Here is a 24,236-nt window from a genome sequence, read left to right on the forward strand (position 1 = left end):
AAGCCACTGGCCAGTATGGTGATCAGCGGATCAGATCCAAATCTCACAGGCGTGCTTTAAAGCACAGAGAAATCCACTGGTTTTTCCGATCCGGATCAGACGATCATGCGCCCATTCAGGTCATCGCCCTCTCACACCCCTACCGGTTCCATCCGCGGGAGCCGAGCCATCGCTCAGGCTGCCACGGACAGGGCCGGATCCCGATAATCCTCCTGTTTTGTTGCCATGGCCCAGATGGCTCGTGCCATCCTGTTGGCCAGCGCAATGGCTACCAGCATACGGGGCTTGCGGGCCAGCATCCGTGCCAGCCAGCTTCCCGGTGCAGGGGCCTTACGGCTGGCCCAGTTCACCTGGGTCATGGCGCCCATGATGAGAAGCCTGCGGATATCAGCCTGCCCGGCTTTTGATATCTTCCCCAGCCTTTCCTTTCCGCCAGATGAGAACTGACGGGGCACCAGCCCCAGCCACGCAGCAAAGTCGCGCCCGCGCCGGAAGCTCTGCAGGTCAGGCGCAAAAGCTTCAATCGCAAGAGCGGTCAGAGGACCCACTCCAGGCATGCTCTGCAATCTGCAGGTGTTTTCACTTTCCTGGACAAGCATCCTGATCTTCTTTGTTCTGACATCAATCCGCACACTCTGCTCCGAAATCTGTCGCAGCAGATCAAGGCATTCCTGCTTCACAGCCTCTGGCAGAACCGCCTCATCCAGCATGGCTTCAATGTGTCTGATATGCGCAATCCCCTGTGGCACGACGAGACCGAATTCATACAGAACGGCACGCAGGGCATTCACCAGTTCCGTGCGCTGGTGCACCAGACGCTGCCGGGCCCGGAAAAGAACGCCACGCGCCTGCTGCGCTTCAGTGCGTGGTTCGACAAAGCGCATTTCCGGCTGACGGGCCGCAATGACGATCGCTTCCGCATCAGCAGCATCGTTCTTCTGGCGCTTCACGAAAGGCTTCACATACTGCGGAGCGATCAGTCTGACCTCGTGACCAGCTCCTGCCAGTTCGCGAGCCCAGTAATGCGCGCTCCCGCACGCTTCAAGAACGACCAGAGCAGGCGGCTGCGTGGCCATGAACTGCATAAACTGCTGACGACGCAGCTTTTTGCGAAACATCACCTCGCCCGCACGCGAAGCTCCATGAACCTGGAAAATGTTCTTTGCCAGATCAACGCCTATCACTGTATCCTTCATCTGCCGTCCTTTCGCGCAGTCGTTTCTTCCAACGACCATTCTGGCACATTGCGATGCCGTGCGGGGAGGACGGCAACCACCCCATCTCAACTGTAAAAAGCTGTCGGTCCCACGCGGGTTGGGGATGGAAGGAGAAGGCGGCACACGCTACCGCTGGAGCGTACGCACTGTGGAGGAAGGCTTTGCTTATGACAGGGGAATTCTGAGGACATGATCCGCCGTACGGTCCTGGAGTGGAATATGCTGCCATACGGGAAAGGAAAGGCGGAAATTCCCCCTGATATTGTCGACGGCCTGATGACGGTAGCTGACGCCTCCGACATACCCGACGTGCTGCGGTACGAGCGCCATGGCCTGCGGGCCGGCAGCGTGGTGGGGATTATTGTCGCCCCCGGTGTCGAACTGGAAATCCTGCCCAAGATCGAATCCCTGGAACAGCATGGCACGCAGGCGAACGACAGCATACGCAGTCGTCTGGTGCATATGCTGGCAGTCGTGCTGGACATGACCGTGGACGGTGGCGATCTGGCCCATATGGGCACGCAGGACGAAACCCTGCTGGAAGTTGTGATAAGACTGCTCGTCCGGCGGTTGTGTGAAGCGGTGCGGCGCGGCCTACCCCGTCGCTATGTTGAGCAGGCCGACGACCTGCCGGCACTGCGGGGCAGGCTGGATGCCATCCGGCAGTTCAGCGTGCTGGCGGTCAGCCCACAGAAGCTGGCGTGCCGATATGATGTATTGGGCTGTGATACGCCACTCAACCAGATCATGAAGGCGGTGGTGGGACGGCTTTTGCAACTGGCGCGTGCGACGGATAACCAGAAAAGATTGCGGGAGCTGGCATGTATCTATGCGGATGTCAGTCCCGTCCCCGTCGCAGCCCTGTGCTGGGACGCGGTGACGGTGGACCGTACTACCGCACGCTGGACCACGTTGATCGAACTGGCGCACCGGTTGCTGCACAAACCGTACCAGACAACATCGAATGGCGCGACGCAGGGGTTTTCCCTGCTGTTTGACATGAACGTGCTGTTTGAAAAATACATCGCCTACTGGTTACGGGTAGCACTGGAGGGAACGGGCCTGCATGTGGTGGTTCAGGGCGGCGGGGACTATGCGCTCTATACACCACCCGACAACAGGGGCGTGTTCCTGACCATTCCAGATATCCTGATCAAATGTGATGATAAAATTGTACAGATCATCGACACCAAATGGAAACGTCTTGCCCGGCAGGAAAATGATCCCAGGCAGGGTGTAAAGCAGGCCGATATCTATCAGATGATGGCATATGGCAGGATTTATGACTGTCCGCATCTCATGCTGCTTTACCCGCATCATGCGGGGCTTGGCGGCGACCTGGTTCGCAATCTGCACCGTATCGCAAGACGTGCCGGTCCTGACGTGCTGGAAATCGCAACCGTAAATCTGTCGGACAATAATACGGGCCTGCTACACAGGCTGCGGCAGTTATGTGACGTCGCCTGACCGTCGGGCAGGGGAAAGGACATGCATGCACCTGCCTTCACGATTGAAAAATGGGTCCGTGTCATGGCGGATCATTGTTGTGATGGTGTATAGCACCGTGACGGCAGCGACGGTTGCGCCAGCGCGCTCCCGATCCGCCCCGCGTTGCGCGAACGGCTGATTGCGTGGGCAGATCGCTATAATGCGTGCGGGGACCATTTGCCCCCGGAAAGGCAGGCCGCTTTTGACCTGAAGGAATTTTCAGCCGATGGGCTGAAGATTGCCCGCGCGATCAGGGCTGAACTGCCGGGCTGGACCATTGTCTATTTTGATGCGGCAGAATGCGACTACGGCAACCGTGAACAGCCACGGCATGAATTTGAATATGAAGTCTGATTTGCAGGAGCGACGGGCGGAGGACTGCCCATTCCGCCAAGGGCAGGGGACCGGCGCAAATTCATTCGTGGACCGGTCCCGCACCGGCTCTTATGGCGCGGGACCGGATTTCAGGCCCGACAGGACAGCGGGTGTCCCGTACCCGCCTGGTTAATGATGATGGTCGCGGCGATCTTCTTCCCTGTGGTCGTGATGGGCTTCGTCTTCGCGCATGTCCTTGCGATGTTCATCTTCACGCAGGTCTTTGCGGTGTTCGTCCTCATGCATGTCCTTGCGGTGCATTTCTTCCTTATGGTGCCGCTCCATCTCGGCCCGGTCATGCATGTTGTCCGCACGCGCGGCAAGGGGAGCGAGCAGCCCGGTAGCCACCACGGCGGAGAGGGCGAAGGGCAGAAGTTTCATGGGGATGATGTCCTTATCTTGATCTGGAAGAAACGGATAATGCCCGCCTTGCAATTGAAATGAAATGTTACAAACGATAGGCACCCATGCATTTTTGCCCATGCGGGAGAATATTCGGGTTCGCACACTGGCCTGAACACCACAATGCGTACAGGTCATGATACGAGGCGGGAACCGTATAATGGGGTAATTCTGGTAATGAATGGCAATTAACATGCCATTTTATTGCGTTTCACCATACAAAAAAAACCGAAATCACCAAATATTCTGTGATTGTAGTATATATCAGTCCTTTACTTCATGTTTGGTAGGGGGTGGGGAAAGCCATTATTCCGACAACATTGCTTTTTATCCCTGACAGAATGCCGTGAGTTATTTTCACTTGGTCCTTTTTTACAAAATATAACAAAAGCACAAGCATTATATCTAATATATGTATTTCAGTTATTAAATAATTACCAAATTTGTGGTAAATAATCACAAAAACATAAATCTTTTGTATAGTAGATAAATATATAGGTCTATATTCCTATCTTCTGTGTAAATTTGGATAACTGAAACCAGAAAAATGTTTAATTTGACCCATTGACAGATAGGTAAATGATCCGGATAATAACGCAGAATTAATGGGATAAATGATATAATTCCAGTGCACACCAAAATATTTATAACGAAGGCATATGGTGATGGTCCGTTGCTATGCATGAACTGGTCGTATTTATATGGGATTCGATAGTGGGGTCGTTACTCTTGACATGTCTCTTTGGGGGGGGGGGAGCGCATAGCGGTTATCGGCATGGGTTATGTCGGGTTGCCGCTTGCTGTCGCATTTACCAACCAGGGCGCTGCCGTCACCGGATTTGATACTAGAAAGAAACGATTGAACGAATTGCGGTCCGGGCGGGATTCCGGTCAGGAATTCACGCCCCATATACTGTCCGCCACCCATATTGATTATACAGATGACACGGAAGCGCTTGCGGCCTGCGACGTGTTCATCGTGTGCGTGCCGACGCCGCTGGATGCCGAGGGACGGCCGGATCTGTCCGATCTTGAGGCTGCCTGCCAGTCCGTTGGCGCTGCCCTGCGCGCGGGAGCACTGGTTGTTTATGAATCCACGGTTTTTCCCGGTGTAACCGAAGACATATGCATTCCGATACTGGAAAAACGATCCGGCCTGAAGGCGGGGCAGGACTTCATGGTCGCTTACAGTCCGGAGCGGATCAACCCGGGTGATCAGAAGCACTGCCTCAGGACGGTCACGAAGGTTGTTGCCGGTCATACGCCCGCCGCCCTGGCGCGGGCCAGCCGCCTGTATGGCAGCATCGTGGATGCGGGGGTCTACGCGGCGCCGACGATCCGTGTGGCAGAGGCCACCAAGCTGGCTGAAAACGTGCAACGCGACGTCAACATCGCACTCATGAACGAAATGGCGCGCATCTTTGGCGCGCTGGGGCTGGATGCAACGAACGTTTTCCAGGCCGCACGGACAAAATGGAATTTCCATCCCTACCTGCCCGGTCTTGTCGGTGGGCACTGCATTGGGGTTGACCCCATGTACCTTGCCTACTGCGCCCGGCAGACAGGGATCGAGCCCTCGCTTGTGCTCACTGCGCGCAATGTCAACGACAGCATGCCGGGATTCATTGCGCAGCAATGCGTTGACCGTCTTGTGCGGCAGTACGGACCGGGTGGGCAGCGCGGACGGCGCGTGACCGTACTGGGTGTCACGTTCAAGGAAAACCTGCCCGATATCCGCAATACCCCTGCACGCGCACTGATCCAGAAATTGCAGGCGTTCGGCATTGTTCCACAGGTCGTGGACCCATGGGCCGAACCGGAAGATGTCGTGACGCAACTGGGGGTGCCGCTATGCCTGGATGACGGTATCGAACCTTCGGACGGCGTCATACTGGCCGTCGCACATGATGAATTCGTAACGGGGGGCTGGCAACTCGTTGACCGCTGCCTGGGGGGAGTGGGGAAGGTCGTCATCGACGTCAAGGCCGTTCTTGATCCGGAAAACATGCCGCCGGAAATCGATTTCTTCCGCCTTTGACGAAGAAACGCCCCCGGTCCCGGGTTCCCGCGGGGCGCCGGTCTTTTGTTTTAACAGATGATGCACGAACTGGAACGGATACATGCTGAAAGATAATGAAGTCGGTTCACCTGTTATGGAAAAGCCGGCGCAGGCTGAAGTGCATGAAGTAACCGTCACCCCCCTGGGGACCTGCCGCATCGCGGAACCGCTGAACATCGCCTCCAAGCATTGCGAAATGCAGCGCAACATGACGCGTGTGTACGGCTATGTGCATACCACCAAGGAAATTCTTCAGCTTATCGAATTCATGGAAGGGCAGAACCTTCCCGATGAGATGGTGCCGCTTATCGCGTCCGAGCGCTATGAAGCCGACACGGTACGGACGCCGTCCGATGTGTATTTCGTGGAAATTTCATCCATAAAGGAAATACATTACAAGAATTTCCTGCTTCAGCTGAACTGCGTCAACCGGGTTTTTGAAGATCACAAGGATATCCAGGAGATCTTCTTCAAGCACCGTCGCGTCAAGGAAATTCCCGAGCGTCGGCAGCTGCTGGAACAGATCCCCGCATTCCATACGCTTTCCTCCTTGCTGAAAAGCATCATGCTCGAAGGCTACGTGCATTTCACGAAGCAGGAGGAAGTCGCCGCGGACATGCAGCGTATTGCCAGCCGGCTTGGCAATAACGTGGTGTTTGTCAGCCATATCAACGTGCCGGGTGACAACGGGGAACTGATCGCCTCGCGCAACCGGCTGTGTGGCTGGATACGGGCTGAATGTCAGACCCATGGTTATAACTACTTTGATCCGACCCCACTGGTCACGTCCCATGGCCTGAAGAACGCGCTGGCGAAGCAGGGCGAGGATAACAAGCATTACGCCACTGACTTCAAGGATGTGCTGGGCACCTATCTGTACGAAAACTATGTCGTTCCCCTGACCACGCCAGGAGCCGCGCGCCCGATCATGACGGCGGCGATGGCGCAGGCATCCGGCACGGCACAGCCCGCGCCAGCCGCCAGCACCACGCCCGAAAGCGGGCAGGCCCCGTCGGCAATGTCGACCCCGGTCGTCAATCCCGAGGACATGCGCATCGACGCGATCCTGGCCGATGCCCGCGCCATGGTGAAACGTGGCGAAGCCGATGAGGCCGAAGCCATGCTGCGTGGCGCCTCCATCGACCATCCGGCCAATGCCGAGGTTTTCGCCCAGCTTGGCACCATTGCTTACCACCGGGGCGACAGCATTTCCGGTCTGGCCAGCCTGCGCCATGCCCTTGACCTGAATCCGAAACTGGTCGAACCCAAGATCCTGCTGGTGCGCATCGCCCAGCGCCTGAACCGGCTGGAAGAAGCCTGTTCGCTCGCGCTCGAACTGGTGACCGAGGCGCCCGACGAACCCAAGGCCCTGACCGCTGCGGCCAAGGCGTTCGTGAAATCCCGCCGCTTCCAGGAAGCCGCGGCGATCTGGAAACGGCTGGCGGTCTTGCAGCCCGCCCAGTCCATGCCCCTGACCGAAGCGGCCCGGGCCGAACTGAAGGGTCGCAACTTCGAAGCCGCCATCCAGGATGCCGATGGCGCCCTGCAGCGTGACAGTGGGGATGTCTCCGCCCTTGTCATCAAGGCAATGGCGCTCCAGCGGCTGAAGCGCATGAAGCAGCTGGCGGAAGTCGCCGTCCAGATTGCCGCGATCGATCCCGGCGCCGCGATGGGAACGGTGCCGACGCTGGTGGATGCCGGCCATCTGGAAGACGCGGCGGACGTGCTGGCGCGCATTCGCCTCAAGGGACACCCGGCGGCTGATGACGCCGTGCTGCAGGCGGGGCTGGTGCGCTAGCTCATTCGCCGTGCGCGGCTGGCCGTCGAACAGAATAACGACGTAAGCGCCGCCGCCGCGTGGAACGGTGTCCTGAAAATCGATCCCGAAAACCGCAACGCCCATTCGGGTATCCGCAAGATCGTCTCGCCGATCGTGCGCGAAACACGTCGCCTTGTCTCCCTTGGTGAAACGGATCAGGCCATTGCCCTGTGCCGGCGAGGCCTGTCCTTTGACCATGCGAACATGCCCCTGCAACGCGTGCTGGCTAAGGCGCTGGAAGTCAAGCAGACATGGGAAGAATCAGCGGATGCATGGGAACATTACGCCCATCTGACCAATCCGGCTGACGGGCCTTCGCTGCTGCGTGCCGCCCGTAACGCGGCGCGGGCGCAGAACTGGTCGCGTTCGCTGCAGCTGTTCGGGCAGCTTCCCCCTGACGAGAAGGCGGTTGTCGGCACCAAGATCGAATCCCTGACGCGCAAGCTGGTCAAGGAACTCCGCAACGACTTCAATTCCGGCGCCGTGGCGGAAGCCGTGTCCAAGGCGGACATCGTGCTGAGCATCGACCCGCAGAATGAAAAGGCACACCGTTTTTTGGGCAAGGCCGTTTCCGCGTACCGTCGCATCATGAAAGATGCCGTGCAGGCGGAAGACCTTGAGCGGCAGGAAGAATTCGGACGCAAGATCCTGGCCCTCGCGCCCAACCGTGTCGATGCGCTCAAGGTGCTTTCGCGTGTCTATCGTATCAAGCGCCAGTGGCGTGACGCCATCGAGGTCCAGAACCATCTGACGCAGCAGGAACCGGACCGGGCGACCCACTGGCGCCGTCTGGCCAGTTTCTGCCGTTCGGGCAAGAATTACGACCTGGGCGTGCCGGCTGCCCTCAAGGCGGTGGAACTGGAACCTGACAATACCCGCAGCATCGAATTCCTGAGTGATATCCTGAACCGGCAGGCTCAGGCAGCGACGGCGTAAGGCACGGGGAATGGGCGCTCTTGCTGGATGGATGGGGAATACCAGGGCATCGCCCTCTGTCGTATCGATGATACGGCAGAGTGGCGCGGGCCTGGCCTATCGTATTCCGCGGGGCAGCGCCATGTCGGGGGTCATCGTGTCGGCCGATGGGCATGCCGCCTGCATGGGTGGTCCTGTCCACGTGCAGCGGCATGGTGTCATCATGCTGTTTGACGGCAGGCTTGATAACCTGACCGAACTGCGTCGCGAACTCGCCTGCCCGGCGGGGGCGGATACGGGCGCCGTGCTGCTGGCTGGCTGGGAACGCCATGGTCATGCCCTGTTCGCGCGCCTGCAGGGGCCCTTTGCACTCGCCATTCATGACGAGGCCACGCAGAGCCTGACATGCGCGCGTGACCAGCATGGCCAGCGCCCGCTTTATTATGCCGTCCATGACGGGACATTCGTCTTTGCTTCCGATGTCCGCACATTGCAGGCATGGCCCCACGTGGAAGGGCGCATCAACCTTGATTCCCTGGCCTATGTTTTCTCCCTTGGGTGCGCACCGCCGGAATTTGGCCTGCATGCGGGCATAAGCCGCCTGCTGCCCGGCCACATGCTGACTGTAGGCAGCAACCTGAAGATTCACACGGTCCCATGGGCCATGCCGGCCCCGGAAGACATGCCCATGGCCCGCCCGNNNCAGGCGGGAACGGATGCGACCCTGTCACGACTGCTGGGCGATGCGGTCTCCACCGGTACCGGTGGTGCGCGCGCGCTCCTTATGGGGGGAGGAGACGGGGAAGCGGACAGGGGCTATGGCCTGCTGCGGGATCTGGGGCCACAGGTTCCCCCGCTCCATCCCGTCCAGAATATCCTGGATCAGGATGACGACGTCATTATCGAGCGTCTGCGGGCGCTGCAACGTATTGCCGGTGAACCGCTTGTCTCCCTCCTGCCGGGACATCCGGCCCTGTTTCCGCAATATTCGGAGGAGACGGTGCTGGTCTCGTCCGCAGGTGGCGCGGAACTGCTGGGCAGCGCGCCGCGCTATGACGTGTTCATGCGTGATGTCGTGCGCCTGCGTGAGGAAGGGCGACCGCCCGTGTGGTGGAAAACATCGTTCTATGATGTCATGCCCTTCGTGCGCGACCTGTTCCAGCACTGTCATGGCGGCCTGACGGAAGCCGAACGCATGACGGTCGTCGGCCCCGCAATGACCCATACCCTGCTTTTTGCCGTGCCTGACGCGCTTGGCCCGGAACTGGAGGCGGTGGATACGCCCGACCTGCGCCGCGCGGCAGCGGACATGGACCTGCGCATAAGCCTGCCGGGCAGCGACCTGCTGGTGCTGGACTGCGTGGCCGCCCTTGACGACCGCGAGGCGGTAGCCCCTTTCCTGGACCCGGCTGTTATCCGGCACCGTGGCGCGTTCGCCGCACCGCAAGACGGTCCCGCGCCACGCGGCAGGGGCCATGCCGGCCTGCCCCGCCATTACGTGCGCGAACTGACCGAACGCCTGATCGGTTCGTACATGCGTGACCTTCTGACAGGTTCGGCGTGCCGTCAGCGCGGCCTGTTCAGCACGGCGCAGGTCGAGCGCCACCTCCGTCACACTTCGCACCGTTCCGCGCGCAGCATCCATATCCTGTGGACAATGTTCTGCGCCGAACTGTGGTATCAGGACACGATCGACACGCCACCTGCCTTCCGCAAGGAAGCACCCGTAACCCCGGCCGTCATGGCGGGGTACGCATGAGCGATTCCATCATCTCGCTGGTTCCGCCACCGTCGGGGAAGGCCCTGACGCGTGCGGACCTTGGCCTGATTGTCGAGGATGCGCGCCGTCTGGTCCGTTCGGGACAGTTCCAGGTGGTGGTCAGCATGCTGGAACCCCTGCAGGAAGAAGCAGAAGTCACGCGGGAAATGAAATCCCTGCTGGCGCAGGCCTACGAAGGGGTGGGGGAAAAGCACAAGGCGCGCCTGCTGTGGCTGGAAGTGGAACGGGCGGGAACCCCGGCGGAAGGCAATGGCCGCCACCTGTGGAAACTGGGTAACGGCGCGCTGGAACGCGGCGACTATGGTGAAGCCGAGCGCCTGTTCACAAGCTTCCTGCAGGTCTGTCCGGGTGATCTTGCCGCAGCCGAACGCCTGCTGGAAGCGCGCATGAACAGGGCCGATGGCAGGGCCCTGCGGCGCATTTATGCCGAACATCTGGATGCGTGGCCCGAGACGGCCAATTCCGCCGCCTGTCTGGCCGCCCACGTCCTGCGTCATGACACCAAGGCCGAAGCCCTGAAGGTGCTGGCCCATGCCGAAACGCTGTGGGAGGGCAGCCTGCCCGCCGCCCTGCGCATTGCCCAGATTTTCCAGAGCGTGAATGAACCCGAGCGCGCGCTGGCGGTTCAGGACCGGGCGGCTGCGCTGTACGGCAACAACATCGCACTGTTGCGCAGCCGGTTCAGGACCCGCCAGATCATGGGCGCGCCCAAGGATGAACTGCTCAAGGCGATCGATCACCTGATCTCGCTCGAGCCGGACATCGCGCGCTATCATGTCATGCGCGCGCGGCTGTGCGCCAACTTCAAGGACTGGGCCGGGGCCGCGAAGGCATGGGAAATATCCCTGCGGCTGGATGACACTAAGCTGGCGTACTGGCGCGGGCTGATCAATGCGCTGGGCAAGCTGGAACGCAATGCCGCCATTGACGCGCTGATTGCCAAGGCCCGTCAGCATTTCCGTTCAGGCGGGGCCGAAGGGCTGGTTGACCTGTCCATTCTTGAAACCTCCATTGGTGAGCACAAGCGCGCCGTGAAGCTGGCGGTCAGCGCCATGTCCAATCCCCGCATGCGCATGCGGGCGCGGGAAGCGGCGTCGGCCGCCCTGCTGGCCGCGGGGGATTACGTGCGGGCGTGGAGTTTCCTGTCCGGCGGGCTGGAGGATGGCACGGCCAGCATCGAGACCGAACGCATGGCGGCACGCTGCTCGGCCTCCCTTCTTCAGCCGGCGGCCACCAGCGGGCGTCGCCGGTTTCCCGATGCGCTGTTTGAACGCGCGCTGCTGCACCCGCCCGCGCGTACGCTGATCGAGCCGGGTGATGCGGTCATGCTGGTCACGTCGTCGCTTGGCGCGGGTGGGGCGGAACGGCAGGTCGCCTATTCGGCCGGGGGCGTTGCCAGACTGCGCGCCGAAGCCGGTCGGGGGCCGACATGGCTGGTCGCGCAGGACATGGCCGCCGAGCGCGGGCGCGCCGTGATGATGCCGGTTGCCGCCAATGAACACCTCCAGATCGAGGATCTTGGTCCGATCGATCAGGCCGCGTGCTTTCGCAAGATCGCGGCGGAGGATGTCGGGGCACGCGAGGCGCTGCGTATCATCGCGGCAATGCCCACGCGCATATCGCGCGATGTCATCAAGCTGTATGACTGTTTTCGCCGTCATAAGCCCGGGCTGGTGCATCTGTGGCAGGACGGCGTCATTTCCACCGGCTCGGTCGCCGCCGTGCTGGCGGGCGTGCCGCGTATTGTCTGTTCCACGCGCAATGTCGTGGCGCAGGAGACGGACCGGCGGCGCTACCGCTCCTATCTCGCCACGATGTACCGCTGCCTGACCCAGCGTTCCGATGTGCGCCTGACCGCCAATTCCGGCGTGGGCGCGGAAGATTATGAAAAATGGCTGGGACTGGAGCCGGGGTCGATCGCCGTGATCCGCAACGGGGTGGAAACCGCGTCCGTGCAGAAGCGCGGCAACCCCGAAGCACGCGCCATGGTGCGCGAACGCCTCGGGCTGGGACCGGACAACCTGCTCATGGGCGGTACGTTCCGCCTTGCCCCCGCCAAGCGGCCGCACCTGTGGCTGTCGGTGGCTGAAATCGTGGCGGCACAGGTGCCGGAGGCCCGTTTCACCATTGTGGGCGACGGCGTGCTGCGCGCGGAACTTGAACAGTGGATCGCAGCCCACGGCCTTGCCGACCGCGTGACGCTGGCGGGCCGGCAGAGCCCGGTCGAGCCATGGATCGCGGCCATGGATGTCATGCTGCTGGCCAGCGAGGTCGAGGGCCTGCCCAACGTATTGCTGGAGGCCCAGACACTGGGCGTTCCCGTTGTCACGACGGATGCCGGTGGCTCGCGCGAAGCGGTGATCCAGGACATTACCGGGTATCTGGTCCAGGACGACAAGGCCGAGAACCTTGCCGCCGCGATCATCAGGGTCATGCAGGACCGCACGTTTCGTCTCAAGGCCCGGACTGGTGCGCCAGCCTTCATTGAGCAGAGATTCGGCCTCCAGCGGATGCTGGGGGATACGATGTCACTTTACGATACAGGTTTTCCGTTACAAGGGAGAGTAGGATGAAAATTGCTGTGATTGGGGCCGGTTATGTCGGCCTTGTAACCGGTGCGTGTTTTGCGGATTTCGGGCATGAGGTCCGCTGCATCGATACGGACCCACGCAAGATCGAATCCCTGCGCAGTGGCGGCGTGCCGATTTATGAGCCGGGTCTGGCTGAACTGATCGCCAACAACGTCGCGGCCGACCGCCTCAAGTTCGACATGGACCTGGGGTGGGGCGTGCGCGACGCCGATGCGGTGTTCATTGCCGTGGGCACGCCCTCCCGTCGTGGCGATGGCCATGCGGACCTGAGCTATGTCTATCAGGTGGCGAAGGATATCGCGGCGGAACTGCAGGGCTATACCGTCGTGGTGACAAAATCCACGGTGCCGGTCGGCACGGGTGATGAAGTCGAGCGCCTGATCCGCGAAACGCGGCCCGATGCGGATTTCACGGTGGCGTCCAATCCGGAATTCCTGCGTGAAGGGGCCGCCATCGGTGACTTCAAGCGGCCCGATCGCATCGTGATCGGCACGACCGACCCGCGTGCGCGTGAAGTCATGTCGGAAGTCTACCGTCCGCTGTTCCTCAATCAGGCCCCCATCCTGTTTACAGACCGCCGCACGTCCGAACTGACCAAATACGCGGCCAATGCCTTCCTTGCCACCAAGATCACGTTCATCAACGAAATCGCCGATCTGTGCGAGGAAGCCGGCGCCAACGTGCAGGACGTCGCGCGTGGCATGGGGCTGGACAACCGTATCGGTTCCAAGTTCCTGCATGCGGGCCCCGGCTTTGGCGGATCGTGTTTCCCCAAGGATGTCAGCGCACTCATCAAGACCGGCCAGGATTATGGCGCGCCCGGACGCATTATCGAGGCGGTGGCGAATGTCAACGACCAGCGCAAGCGCGCCATGGGCCGCAAGATCATCCAGGCGGCGGGTGGCGATATCCGTGGCAAGACGGTTGCGCTGCTGGGCCTGACCTTCAAGCCCAACACGGATGACATGCGTGATGCACCGTCCATTGCCATCACGCGTGCGCTCAAGGATGCGGGCGCGAACATCCGCGCCTTTGATCCGGTCGGCATGGAACAGGCGCGCAAGGTGATCGACGAAGGCGTCGTGTTCTGCAAGGACCCGTACGAAACCGTAGCCGGCGCGGATGTCGTGACGGTGGTGACGGAATGGGACGTTTTCCGTGCGCTCGACCTGACCAGGGTGCGTGGCCTGATGAAAAGCGCGATCCTTGTGGATCTGCGTAATGTCTACAATCCCACGGACGTCATCAAGGCGGGCTTCACCTATACGGGTGTTGGCCGTGGCCAGGTGAAGACGAGCGCGGCCTGATGCTTCAGGCGCCAGCCCGGTCTGGCGCCTGACCCATGGGTGCACCAAGTGGTTGACGGAGAATGACTGACATGAATGGCAGCGTGGGAAACACGGCGGGGAATGGCGCGTTCGTCCCCCCCGTGCCAACCGGGGGCGGTACGCAGGCAGACAACTGGGTCATGCCTGCCCTCATGCGCCATTACCGCGTTATTGGCGCGCTGATCCTGCGTACCGCGCAGACGCGTTTCGGGCATACCAGCGTGGGTTATCTGTGGGCGCTGATCGAACCGATCGCCCATGTTGCCGTCATGTCCGTTGTCTATTGGGCCATCAACCGCCAGGACCCGGTGGGGGGCAATGTCCTTCTGTTTTTCGTAACCGGGGTGCTGCCGTTCTTCCTGTTCCAGAAAACGGCGCTGCATGTTGGCGCGGCACTTCGTTCCAACCAGATGCTCCTGCGCTTTCCGCTGATACACGCGCTGGATATCGTGACATCGCGGGGACTGCTTGAAGGTGTTACGTGGCTTGCGGTATCCGTGCTGATCCTGGGGGGGATGATCATGGGCGACTATGCCCCCGTGCCCGAGTATCCGATGGAATGCGTTGGCGCCATCATCCTGATCTTCACGATGGGAATGGGCGTTGGGCTGATCAATGCCGTACTGGGCAAGATGTGGCGTTCGTGGGTGATGCTGTACCCGATCATCACGCGCCCGCTTTACCACTTTTCCGCCATTTTCTTCTTTATCGACCGGGTGCCCGTTGACCTGCGTCGGTGGTTGCTGTGGAACCCGATGCTGCATGGCGTGGCGCTGTTCCGCGCGGGGTATCTGTCCGATTATGATACAATCTACATGAGTCCACTCTATCTTTCGCAATGGGCCATCGGGTCCGTGGTGGTTGGCCTGTGCCTGCAGCGCATCACGCGCAAGCGGATCATATCCGCATGATCGCCATGTCGGATGTCACCAAATCCTATCGCGGGCGGGCGGCGGACAATCCGGTCCTGTCGCACCTGAACGCGGTGTTTGACGGCAGTGAGGATATCGGAATCCTTGGCGGCAACGGGTCGGGCAAGAGTACGCTCATCCGCCTGCTGGCTGGCATGGATTACCCCGATAGCGGGGAGATCATCCGCAGTCCCGACATGCGGGTTTCCTATCCGCTGTCTTATAGCGGCTTCTTCCATCCCAACATGTCCGGTCGTGACAATGTGCGCTTCATCGCGCGGCTGTACGGGGCCGATGAAAACGAATGCATCCGCTTCGTGCGCGAGTTCGCCGAGATCGGGCGCAGTTTCGACATGCCGCTCGGCTTCTGTTCAAGCAGCGTGAAATCGCGCATCGCGTTCGCGATGTCGCTGGCCATCCGTTTTGACATCTATCTTGTCGATGAGGTCAGCGCCGTGGGCGACGTCGCGTTCAAGCGTCGCTGCATGGCCGCGTTTGCCGAACGGCGCAAGCACGCGAAAATCATCATGGTCTCCCAGGCGGTGACCACCATCCGACGCATGTGCACGCGCGGCGCCGTACTCGTGGATGGCCAGCTATCGTGGCATGAGACAATGGCCGATGCCATCAATGAATTTGAAAACCAGCTTGGGATAATCCATGTCTGACACGTCATCTGCGGGCACGTCCCAAACTGTCGAGACCCGGGCCAAGGCGCCAGCGGTCTCCTCCTCATCCTCCAGCCGCGCGGCCATCGGGTTACCTGCTTTCCCGCTGGAACTGCCGCGCCGTTCCTCCGGGCTGCTGGTTTTTGCCCTTATGGTCATACTGCCGACGTTCATCGCGTTCGTGTATTATGACCTGCTGGCCGCCCCCCAGTACCAGACGCAGGCGACATTCGCCATTCGCAGCACGTCAGATCATTACGGAAGTGAAACTGGCGGTGGCGCGGGTATATTCGGGCCACCGACCGGCCCGGTTTCGGCCACGCAGTCGTACGGGCTGCTCAGTTACCTCAATTCCGCGCCCGCCATTGAGGATCTGACCCAGACGGGCGTGAACGTGCGCGGCATGCTGTCCTCGTCACGGGCCGATTTCCTCAGCAGGCTTTCATCCCACGCAAAGATCGAGGATGTCGTGGCGGACTGGCGCAAGAAAGTACGCCTGCAATATGATGTGACCAAAGGCATCATTACGCTCAATACATACGCCTTTACGGCCAATGATTCCTACACGCTGGCCGATGGCGTGCTGCAGCTGAGCGAACGCATGGCCAACACCATTTCGCAGCGCGTGCAGCAGGATGCGGTGAAATATGCCGAAGAAAGCCTGAAGGAAACCGAAAAAAACCTGACGGAAACCCGCAACCGGCTGGCGGATTTCCGCGCCAGGACGGGCGTTGTTGACGCGGAACGGTCCAACCAGAGCGAGATCAACATGGAGCAGGCCCTGCGCCAGGCGCTGTTTGCCGCGCAAAGCCAGGCCGATGACCTGCGTCGTTCCGGGGGCATGAACAGTCCGGCGCTGGCGTCACTGCAGCAGAAGATCACCACCATCAAGAGCCAGATCAGTGAAATCCACCAGCGCGTCAGTGGCGGTTCGGCCGACCATGCCGCGGCCCCGACCGAAGGCTGGGCTTCGGTCATGGATACCAACACCCTTCTGCTTGACCAGATGAAGGAAGCCCAGACCCATTATGACGAAGCCCGCAATACATTGCGTGAGCTGCGCCAGAACGCCGTCAAGCAGAACGCATACGTTCTGATCTATGTCCGGCCGGTAAAGGCGGGCGAGGCGACATTCCCCCGTTATCTGCTCTCCCCGCTTACCGTCACGGGCTGCGCGTTCATCGCATGGGCCATTTCGCTTCTGCTGTTCTACGCGCTGCGTGATTCCCGTTAAGGGAACGCGTGGACATCGTCGTGTCCCGTCAGGACAAAACAGGGGTGGCTTACCCCGAGCCACCGGAATTTTCTGGAGTATATAATGCGTATTCTTGTTACCGGTACGGCCGGATTCATTGGTTTTCATGTTGCCCAGCGTCTGCTGCGTGATGGCCATGAGGTGACCGGCATAGATGGCATGACCGCCTATTACGACGTGACGCTCAAGCAGAAGCGCCATGCGATGCTGCGGGAATTCGAGAAGTTCACCTGCAATGAATTCATGCTGGAAGATGCGCAGGCCATGGAAAACGCCTTTACGGCGTGCCAGCCTGAACTGGTCATCCACCTCGCGGCACAGGCGGGGGTGCGGTACAGCATTGAAAACCCGGGCACCTATGTCAGCGCCAACCTTGTCGGCACCTATAACGTGCTGGAGCAGGTCAAGCAGCACAAGACGCCCCATCTCATGATGGCATCAACGTCGTCCGTCTATGGGGCGAACAAGGAGATGCCCTTCTCCGAATCCCAGCGTTGCGACCATCCGCTCAGCCTGTACGCCGCCACCAAGAAGGCGACGGAGGAACTGGCGCATTCCTATTCCTATATCTGGAAGCTGCCGATTACCGCTTTCCGCTTCTTCACGGTGTATGGCCCGTGGGGGCGGCCGGACATGGCGTTGTTCAAGTTCACCGCCAACACGCTCGCGGGCAAGCCGATCGATGTCTACAACAACGGCAACATGGAACGCGATTTCACCTATATCGACGATCTGGTGGAAGCGATCTGCCTGCTTTCCAAAAAGCCGCCGCTCAAGGCGGGTGAAAGCGATCCCGGCGCCAGTCCCGTCGCGCCGTACCGGGTGGTCAATATCGGCAACAGCCAGCCGGTCAGCCTGATGGCGTTCATCGAAGCGATCGAAAAGGCGCTGGGCAAGCCGTGCGTCCGCAACTACATGCCCATGCAGCCCGGTGACGTGCCGCGTACCTGGGCCGACTGCTCGGCCCTGCAGGCGCTGACCGGTTTCCGCCCGGCGACCCCCGTGCAGACCGGTGTGGATGCCTTCGTGGCGTGGTACAGGGATTACTACAAGGTCCCCGCGTGCCCCTGATACACGAGGAGCCAGCGGATACCCTATCAGGCCATCGGGCATCCAGCCCCGATGGCAATGGCTCGACACAGCCCATGCATCCCGACCGCGGCACGCGTGAAATGGCGGAAGCCATGTTCGCGCGGCATGTGCGCCTGCGTACATTCGCGGACGGCGTGCGGGAAATGGACAGCCTCGTTGCCCGCTTTCCCGCCCATGAGCGTTTTCACCTCCTGGCCATGCGTCTGCGTGACCGGAGCGAAGGGCGCCCGGCGGCGCTGGCGGGCTGGACCAGGCTTGCGGAGCAGTTTCCCCATTGTGGCGAAGCCTTCGTGATTGTCGTGCGTACCGTGCTGCGCACGACGGGACGCGACGCGGCCCGCGCAATCATCGAGGCCCGCTTTCCCGACGGTGCGTCCGCCATGCCGGATCTGGGCATGTGGGCGCGGGCGTGGGAGGAAGTGGGGGAACACGCGCGTGTCGATGCGGCGCTTTCCGCGCTGCTGGAAAATGATTCTACATCTGTCGGCGTTGGCAGCCTGCATGCCGGGCTGCTCCGGCGGCGTGGCGATCTGCCCGCGGCGCAGGCCGTGCTGGAACGCCTGCCGCATGCTTCGACCGATGAGACGCCCGCCGCGCAGGATGACGCCGTGGCAAATCAGCTCGCCGTCCTGCGCCGTGACCGGAAGCTGCTGGCACGGCGGGGACTGGGCGACACGGCCGCGCGTAACATGCATCAGGCCGTGCTGCACGACTGTCTCGTCTCGGCTCTTGCCCGGCGCGGAACGCCTCCCGCCATACGGGGGCCGGTCGGCCGGGTGATCATGTTCAATGGCTCTCTGGGTGCCGGGGGCGCGGAACGGCAGCTGGTCAATACCGCCATGGGCCTGACGCGCGCCGCGCGCGCGGGCGAGGGCATTGGTCATTACCACCTTGATGGTCCCGTGGAAGTCGCCTGCCGGGCGCTGGATGACCGGCCGCATGGGGACTTTTTCCTGTCCGACCTGACATCCGCGCACATACCCGTTGACTGTTACGGCCAGATCCCTGCTGACGTGGCGCGCAGCGACGCGGCCGTGGCGGGGATAAGGGATGTCCTGCACCTGCTGCCCGCCCCGGTTGACGGCGCCACGGCGCGGGTGGCCACCCTGTTGCGCCAGCGCAGGCCACAGGTCGTGCATCTGTGGCAGGATGGCATGGTGCTGGCGGCGGGACTGGGCGCGGTGCTGGCGGGGGTGCCGCGCATCATCCTTTCGGTGCGCAGCGCGCCCCCTCCCGACCGTCCCGAACGCGACCGCCCCGAATATCAAATGCTTTATCAGACCCTGCTTTCCGCGCCGGGTATCGTGCTGACCGCCAATTCCCGCTTTGCCGCGCGGCGTTACGCCACATGGCTGGGCATTGATGAAGCGCGTGTGCGCGTCATCTATAACGGCGTGCGGCCGCTGGCCGATACGCCGCGCGGTGACAGCGCGGTCTTCATGGCGGATTTCGATGCCCAGGTGCCGGCCACGCGCACCATCGGCACGGTCATGCGCCTTGATGACAACAAGCGCCCGCTGCTGTGGCTTGACTGCGCGGCGCGGATGCTGGCGCAGCGGCCGGACCTGCGCTTCATCATGGTGGGCGATGGCCCGCTGGCGAAGCAGTGCCATGCTCATGCGCGCAGGCTGGGCATTGCGGATCGTGTCCTTTTTACCGGCAGGCGGCCCGATGTCGGGTTCTGGCTCCGGCATTTTGATGTTTTCGTGCTGCTTTCGCGGTGGGAAGGACTGCCCAACGTGCTGATCGAAGCACAGGCGGCGGGCATTCCGGTCGTAACGACACCTGCCGGTGGCGCGGCCGAAACACTGATTGATGGCGTAACCGGCATTGTGCTGCCCGATGCCATTTCCCCTGATATCCATGCGGTAAGCGCCGCTGTCCTTTCTTTATTATCTGAATCAGTCACATCCGTTGCCACGATCGCCCGTGATGCCCGGCGGGTGGCTACTGAACGTTTCTCGCTCCTGACCATGCTGGGGAAAACGATGGAGGCCTATGTTGAATAAGGTTTGCTGCACCGCGATCATCGGATTGATGATGATGCCGTTGCTGAGCGGATGCGCTGGCTCCGGATCGCATGATACGCCCAGTGCGAAGGCGATTACGCATCCATCTTCCGTCAACTCCGTGGCGAATTACAATGTTGTTGACATTACGGCGAACAACCTGGCGCAAAATGTTGTTCCCGAGCAGGTGACGCCCGTCTCCCTCACCCCTGTCACGGTACCGGACGTGCCGATCCTGGCGGGGGATACGTTGCGCATTACGGTGTACGAACGCAGCGATGGTGGCACGTTCGCCCCCATTTCCATTGGCGGGTCCGTATTCCCTTCGGTCATGGTCGACAATAATGGCAGCATTACGCTGCCGTATGTGGGTTCACTCAAGGTTGCACATTCCAGCCTGGCCAGCGCGGCAACCATGATCCGCAACGCGCTGGTACACCAGCAGCTTGCCGTTGGACCGCAGGTCGAGATTGAATTCGTGACGACACCCGGCCATTCGGTCGTGGTGGCGGGTGACGTGAAAACGCCGGGGCGCGTGCCCACCATCGGTGGCAAGATCGATGTGCTTGATGCCATTTCCCGCAGCGGCGGCCCCGCACAGATCAGCAATGCCACCGATATCGTGGTCCACCGCGCGGATGGACAGTCGGTCGAACTGCCTTATACGCAGCTTCTGCTCTCGCCGCTTGAAGTGACGGATGGCGACCAGATTCTGGCCCTGGCCAATGCCCGTCGCTTCGTGGCGATGGGGGCCGTGCTCAAGCCCGGGCAGATCGACATGACCGCGCGCCGCACCAGCCTGCTTGACGCACTGGGCATGGCTGGCGGGCTGGATGACATGCAGGCCGACCGGACCCATGTGTTCGTCTTCCGGCTGACCAACCCCGACACCAATCCACGGCCCACGGTGTACAGGTTCAACATGTCCCGGGGGGAATCCCTCTTCCTGGCGCGGATGTTCCCTATCCAGCCCAACGATGGCATAGTGGTCAGCCATTCTGGTCTGCATGATTTCGAGAAATTCACGACACCCTTCCTGCAGGTTCTGACCATGATGCGCTTCTTCCATCCTGTCTGATGGATCTGAAGCAGGGGGAAGGGGGCCAGGCGGACCGGGCGAATGGTTACGATACCGGACCGGCGCGTGGCCTCCTCCCTGCTTCGACAATCTTACTGTGTTAAGGAAAATATTGATGGCAGCCTGGAACATCCTTTCCCCATGCAGTGCGCGCGGACCTGTCGCGGCGGTTGCAGTCGGGCTTGTGGCGACAGGACTGTGCTGTGCCGCGGCAAGGGCGGAGAGTACGGTCTGCCGGCCGGAAAGTTTCGGGGCCACGCATGATGGCATGCATGATGACGGGCCGGCCATCACCCATGCGCTTGAGGAATGCGCCGGCAAGGGCATGGTCCAGCTTTCCACCGGCACATACCTTTCCGGTGCGCTTGTCGTGCCGTCGCATACGACCCTGTCGATTGAAAAGGGGGCGACATTGCGCTCCGCCCTTGTTCCCGGCGCGGGCACGCCGCCCGTGGCCTTCCTTTATGGCAAGGAGGCAGGGGACATCACGCTGCAGGGTGCCGGTACGATTGATGGCGCGGGAGAGGCATGGTGGGCGATTGCCCGGCAGGCCCGCAGCCGGCATGAAAAAATGCCGCCCCGCCCGCGCCTGATCGCGTTTTCACATGTTGACGACCTGCATGTAAGCAACCTGACGCTGCGCAATGCACCGACCTTCCACCTGCTGATGACGGATGTCAGCAACGTGGTGGTGGATGGCATTACCATAAGCTCCCCCGCCGATTCACCCAATACGGATGGTATTGATCCCGCCGGGCGCAACATCACCATCCGCAATGTCGTCATTGACAACGGGGATGACAACATCGCCATCAAGTCCGGCCATCGCGACCCGCAGCATCCCGATGCCGCGACGGAAAACGTGGTGATTGAAAACTGCAAGTTCCTGCATGGTCACGGACTGTCCATTGGCAGCGAAACCACGGGTAGCGTGCGGCATGTCCGCGCCAGCCACCTGCAGTTCCAGCATACGACCAACGGCCTGCGCATCAAGACGGACCGCGCGCATGGGGGCGAGGTCTCGGATATCGTCTATGACGGCGTCACCATGGAAGACGTGCGCGAACCCATCATCCTGACCGATTATTATCCCAAGATCCCGCGTGAAGACCCGGCGAATGATGATCGGGCCGTGGGAAGGGAGGGGGCGTCGCCGCGCATTCATGATGTCACGATCCAGAACGTGACAGGTTCGGGCGGACTGATGCTGGGCTATGCCGTGGGCCTGCCGGACCTGCCCATAAAAAAGGTGGTTCTGCGCCACGTGCTGCTTGAAGCGGTCAAGCCGATGGAAGTACGCAACGCCGAACTGACGTTCGAGGATACCCGTCTTCATACAAAAAAAGGCAGCCCGCTCCTGCAGGAAAGCAACGTCACCATTTCCGGCTCTCCTGAATAGGGCATGAGTCGCATGGATCAGTTTGGTCGGTCCCGGGCTTCCGGCATCTGTCGTGTCGTGATGGTTGCTGCTGCGCTTGCGGGCGTGGCCGGGGTCGTGGCCGGGGCACATGCGCGCGCCGCTGATCCGGTGACTTTCCTTGCCGCGGCCCGGGACGGCGCCGCCCGGTTCAGCAGGCAGTCCTGCCCCGTTGTGCAACCTGATGCACGGGACATTGTCCGCCATGATCCCTATCCCCATGACTTCGGCGGGGAGGCGGGGGATACGCAGGGCGGCCTTGGCTACCCCCTGTTTAAGGTAACGGACGGGGGGGATGACAGTGCACATCCCGCGCCGGGCACGTTGCGCCATGCGTTGAATGATGCGCAGGCCGCGGGGGGCGGGTGGATTGTTTTCAGTCACGACCTGGACGGCCGGGTTATCGTGCCGCAGGCGACATTCCGCCTGCCTTCGAACATAACCCTTGATGGTGGGTGTGGGCAGGTAACCCTCGAGGCACGCGCACGCCTTACGGACCTTACCGTTACCGATTCAACCAATATCATCATACGGGGGCTGAAGCTGACCAAGCAGCCCTATGTCGACAAGACTGACAAAACCGGCGATGCCATCGGCCTGACGGGTTTTTTTGACCGGGTCGCGATCGTGCATAATGACTTTCGCCGCTGTGGGGATGGCTGTGTCGACATCGTGCGCAAGGGCCGTATCAACGCGGCATCCCATGCCACGGTCGCCTTCAATCATTTTCAGGCGCATAACAAGGTCATGCTGATCGGCACGCTGACCTGCTACATCACCCCCGACGCGCCTGGCTGCACGGACCCGCTTGCCCATCTGGATGAGGACGCCATGCGCCCATGGGTCAGGGTCAGCATAACCGGCAATTATTTTGAATCGACATCACAGCGGCACCCAAAGGTCGTGTCCAATGCCTATGTGCAGTCGGTGGACAACGTGATCGTGCTGAAACCAACCCTGTACCCGGATGGGAAGCCAAGCGCGAGCTACGGCGTGGCGGCCGCGACAGGTGGGGTTGTGGACGCACGTGGCGACATGATCGTGAATCAGGAACCGGATACAAAACTGGGTGTGGGTTCCATTACCCTGACCCGGCGGATAGGCGGTTCGACACGGGAAGCCGATGGCGCGGTGAATATCGACGACCTGCACCTTTATGGGCCCCTGCTGGCGGAGCCGTTCCGGGCGGGACTGGCGCGGCAGATGCATGGCGCATCCGTGCCGACGCCCCCTGCCTCCATGCGCCCGGAGGTGCTGGCTGCGTGCGTGATGGGGCTGGCAGGGGCAGCGGGTGGTGGCAACCAGTGGCCACGTGACTGCGGCGCGTCGAAATAACACAGGGCCAGATGATATGCCCTGCAAATCATAAAAAAGCTTCACCAAGAACTTCTTTATGATTGCTGAATGTTTTCCGGGCCACCTTTTCAAACAGTCTCTAGCAGCCTGTCGGGTTGGGGTACCCTGTGAAGGGGTAATACCAACCGTTGATTGCTATAACCCATGAGCCCAATTGCGCAGTCCGATTGACATGATGCGCCATGGTTGATTGACGAGCTGGTTCCAGGCATGGCAGGCGATATCAACGATATCGTCATAGGTTCTGAAGATCCTGTTTGAGAGCCATGTATTGCGCAGGAACTGCCAGAGATTTTCCACCGGGTTCAGTTCAGGAGCCCGGGGAGGCAGCGGGAGAATGGTGATATTGTAGGGAACATCCAGCTTCTGACTGGTATGCCATGCGGCCTGATCCACAATGAGGACGGCGTGAGCGCCCTGCGCGACCGTGCGTGAAATCTCCGCGAGATGGAGCTGCATGCCGTGCAGGTTGCAGA

19 protein-coding genes are annotated in these 24,236 nt (G+C 61.0%); 16 read left to right on the top strand and 3 right to left on the bottom strand.

Going from position 1 to position 24,236, the window contains the following annotated elements; translation table 11 throughout:
• Positions 1–173 precede the first annotated feature (173 nt).
• Entirely contained in the window at positions 174–1,196 is a 1,023-nt protein-coding gene (locus tag GEU01_RS12615; protein ID WP_019086379.1) for an IS110 family RNA-guided transposase, read from the bottom strand.
• A 210-nt stretch (positions 1,197–1,406) separates the two neighbouring features.
• Between GEU01_RS12615 and GEU01_RS12620 the strand changes: the two genes are divergently transcribed.
• Both GEU01_RS12620 and GEU01_RS26835 read left to right on the top strand, forming a co-directional pair.
• Positions 1,407–2,684, top strand: a complete 1,278-nt coding sequence (locus tag GEU01_RS12620; RefSeq protein ID WP_019086380.1) for an McrC family protein — start codon at positions 1,407–1,409, stop codon at positions 2,682–2,684.
• Between the two features lie 198 nt (positions 2,685–2,882).
• Positions 2,883–3,059, top strand: a complete 177-nt coding sequence (locus tag GEU01_RS26835) for a hypothetical protein (protein WP_232272520.1) — start codon at positions 2,883–2,885, stop codon at positions 3,057–3,059.
• A 150-nt stretch (positions 3,060–3,209) separates the two neighbouring features.
• Here GEU01_RS26835 and GEU01_RS26300 read toward each other — a convergent pair whose 3' ends face one another.
• Positions 3,210–3,461, bottom strand: a complete 252-nt coding sequence (locus GEU01_RS26300; RefSeq protein WP_198284470.1) for a hypothetical protein — start codon at positions 3,459–3,461, stop codon at positions 3,210–3,212.
• Positions 3,462–4,224: 763 nt separating this feature from the next.
• On the opposite strand from GEU01_RS26300, the gene GEU01_RS12635 reads away from it, so the two are divergent.
• The 14 genes from GEU01_RS12635 (at position 4,225) to GEU01_RS12700 (ending at position 23,739) form a co-directional block, all read left to right on the top strand.
• Positions 4,225–5,520: a nucleotide sugar dehydrogenase gene (locus GEU01_RS12635; protein ID WP_026018719.1), complete on the top strand. Its 1,296-nt coding sequence runs from the start codon at positions 4,225–4,227 to the stop codon at positions 5,518–5,520.
• Between the two features lie 82 nt (positions 5,521–5,602).
• On the top strand, positions 5,603–7,339 hold the full coding sequence (locus GEU01_RS12640; RefSeq protein WP_157212845.1) for a hypothetical protein: 1,737 nt from the start codon (positions 5,603–5,605) through the stop codon (positions 7,337–7,339).
• Positions 7,340–7,474: 135 nt separating this feature from the next.
• Entirely contained in the window at positions 7,475–8,296 is an 822-nt protein-coding gene (locus GEU01_RS12645; protein ID WP_019086385.1) for a tetratricopeptide repeat protein, read from the top strand.
• A 163-nt stretch (positions 8,297–8,459) separates the two neighbouring features.
• Positions 8,460–10,034 (top strand): hypothetical protein, encoded by a 1,575-nt coding sequence (locus GEU01_RS12650; protein WP_456303520.1) that lies wholly within the window; start codon positions 8,460–8,462, stop codon positions 10,032–10,034.
• Complete coding sequence (locus tag GEU01_RS12655; protein WP_019086387.1) at positions 10,031–12,628, top strand: glycosyltransferase; 2,598 nt, start codon at positions 10,031–10,033, stop codon at positions 12,626–12,628. Before GEU01_RS12650 ends, GEU01_RS12655 begins: the two co-directional genes overlap by 4 nt.
• On the top strand, positions 12,625–13,953 hold the full coding sequence (locus GEU01_RS12660; protein ID WP_019086388.1) for a UDP-glucose dehydrogenase family protein: 1,329 nt from the start codon (positions 12,625–12,627) through the stop codon (positions 13,951–13,953). The genes GEU01_RS12655 and GEU01_RS12660 overlap by 4 nt, the downstream gene beginning before the upstream one ends.
• A gap of 62 nt (positions 13,954–14,015) precedes the next feature.
• On the top strand, positions 14,016–14,885 hold the full coding sequence (locus tag GEU01_RS12665; RefSeq protein WP_232272522.1) for an ABC transporter permease: 870 nt from the start codon (positions 14,016–14,018) through the stop codon (positions 14,883–14,885).
• On the top strand, positions 14,882–15,553 hold the full coding sequence (locus tag GEU01_RS12670; RefSeq protein WP_019086390.1) for an ABC transporter ATP-binding protein: 672 nt from the start codon (positions 14,882–14,884) through the stop codon (positions 15,551–15,553). Before GEU01_RS12665 ends, GEU01_RS12670 begins: the two co-directional genes overlap by 4 nt.
• Positions 15,546–16,787: a hypothetical protein gene (locus GEU01_RS12675; RefSeq protein ID WP_019086391.1), complete on the top strand. Its 1,242-nt coding sequence runs from the start codon at positions 15,546–15,548 to the stop codon at positions 16,785–16,787. The genes GEU01_RS12670 and GEU01_RS12675 overlap by 8 nt, the downstream gene beginning before the upstream one ends.
• 84 nt (positions 16,788–16,871) lie before the next feature.
• Positions 16,872–17,879, top strand: coding sequence for an NAD-dependent epimerase (locus GEU01_RS12680; protein ID WP_019086392.1), 1,008 nt, complete (start codon positions 16,872–16,874; stop codon positions 17,877–17,879).
• The gene (locus GEU01_RS12685; RefSeq protein WP_019086393.1) at positions 17,870–19,909 is read left to right on the top strand and encodes a glycosyltransferase; all 2,040 of its coding nucleotides are present in this window, start codon (positions 17,870–17,872) and stop codon (positions 19,907–19,909) included. Before GEU01_RS12680 ends, GEU01_RS12685 begins: the two co-directional genes overlap by 10 nt.
• A complete protein-coding gene (locus tag GEU01_RS12690) occupies positions 19,899–20,987 on the top strand; it encodes a polysaccharide biosynthesis/export family protein (RefSeq protein ID WP_232272523.1) in 1,089 nt (362 codons plus the stop codon). Before GEU01_RS12685 ends, GEU01_RS12690 begins: the two co-directional genes overlap by 11 nt.
• 115 nt (positions 20,988–21,102) lie before the next feature.
• Positions 21,103–22,386, top strand: coding sequence for a glycoside hydrolase family 28 protein (locus GEU01_RS12695; protein ID WP_019086395.1), 1,284 nt, complete (start codon positions 21,103–21,105; stop codon positions 22,384–22,386).
• A 60-nt stretch (positions 22,387–22,446) separates the two neighbouring features.
• Complete coding sequence (locus tag GEU01_RS12700; protein WP_232272524.1) at positions 22,447–23,739, top strand: hypothetical protein; 1,293 nt, start codon at positions 22,447–22,449, stop codon at positions 23,737–23,739.
• A gap of 156 nt (positions 23,740–23,895) precedes the next feature.
• Here GEU01_RS12700 and GEU01_RS12705 read toward each other — a convergent pair.
• Positions 23,896–24,236, bottom strand: a 341-nt coding sequence (locus tag GEU01_RS12705; RefSeq protein ID WP_019084659.1) for a transposase, incomplete at its 5' end; no start/stop codon positions are given.

This window comes from Komagataeibacter europaeus LMG 18890 (assembly GCF_000285295.1).
GTDB classification, from domain to species: Bacteria; Pseudomonadota; Alphaproteobacteria; order Acetobacterales; family Acetobacteraceae; genus Komagataeibacter; species Komagataeibacter europaeus.